This is a genomic window from Vibrio sp. 1731 (genome assembly GCF_033339955.1).
Taxonomy (GTDB): Bacteria; Pseudomonadota; Gammaproteobacteria; order Enterobacterales; family Vibrionaceae; genus Vibrio; species Vibrio alginolyticus.
The window spans coordinates 1-1,327 of the sequence record NZ_JAWOVO010000092.1; the positions used below are offsets into that span (position 1 = coordinate 1).

Below are 1,327 nucleotides of genomic sequence, written 5' to 3' on the forward strand. Positions count from 1 at the left end.
CAAACAGATCATTGATGACACTACTGAACTGCGCGTATCGCGGTGCAAAACTGTAACCGCATAGATCCAGTAAGGCGAAGTTAACATGATTGACACCGTGTGTATCTGTCGAGAGTACGTCAGGTTTGATTTCACTGCTGTTGGATTGTAACAGGTCATAAATATAGTGTGATTCGTGCTCGTTGGAACCGATGATCCGAGCATTGAGGGCGCTGTGGTTGGCCACCAGTGTCATGGCCGTGATCCCTTTGTTGGTGCCGAAATACTTAGAGGAGTACCGGGTTTTAAAGGTTTCCAGATGGGTTTCGAATTTCTGACCATCCGCACTGGCGTGCAGCTGGTCCTCCTGAATATGGTAGTGGCGGAAGATGGGTAGCGCTGCAACCGCATTATTGATCACGTCGCTGGCGTCATGCAGCGTTTCAGGCCGGATATAGTTGGCCTGCACCGTACTCAGGTGTTCATAGCTTCGATCGGAGATCTGCGCCATGCCATACACACCACGGTGAGTGGCGTTGGCAATCAGAATGGCCAGTAAATCATCCTGATGAGTGAACCCTTGTTTTTGTATCGGAAGTACATGAGTCAGACATTTCATGAACCCGGTTTCGCGCTCTACATACCGCAGTACATCCGCGATACCGACCGGTTGCATTCGCTTAAAAAAGGGATTGTTGACCAGAGATGTAGCGCTTTTGGTCGGCAGACGCCAGCGGGTACCGGTACGATTTTTCATGATCACATTTCGATTGTCTCCCTCATCAATATGGAGAGCAACGTCTTTGAGTGCACTTTCCAGCCGGTGTTGTTTCTCCTGTAACAATAACTCTGCGGGCTGTTTTAGTCTGTCCAGTGTTGATGAGGCCAGCAAGGTATCCTGCGATGTCTGGGGGATCAGGTCGTCTTCCAGTGCGCGGTATTTGGTAACATTTGGCAAATAAATGCGTCCATTCAGTCGTGAGGTTAACTGCCGGTAGAGCAGCCATTCGTAACGTTGCGGGTTAACGTTATCCTGTTTAACCAACCATGGGAGGTGCTTTTTCGGGATGAGCGACGTATCCATCGTCTTCAGTGGTCCACCGAATGCGATTTCCGTCTGCATCTGTTGAAGTTGGGCGACGACGGCTTCTGAGCCTTTACCGGCCTCACATTCAAGGCACAAGAACACCTGCCTTAACAGTTGCTCCAGGAGATTGCATTGTTCATCGTAATGTTGCCACTGGTACTCTTCCACGGTCCGTTTCTGTTTTTTCAGGTAAAGGCAGAGGGTCTGGATATCCCTGTCATTCATGACCTTCAATGCCTGTTGTCTGACTACTGAGAAGGG

Annotated in this window: 1 pseudogene; it reads right to left on the minus strand. The window is 49.7% G+C overall.

Annotated elements, in window-relative coordinates:
- A pseudogene (locus tag R7035_RS25390) lies at nt 1-1,327 on the minus strand (Tn3-like element ISShfr9 family transposase); the annotation flags it as partial.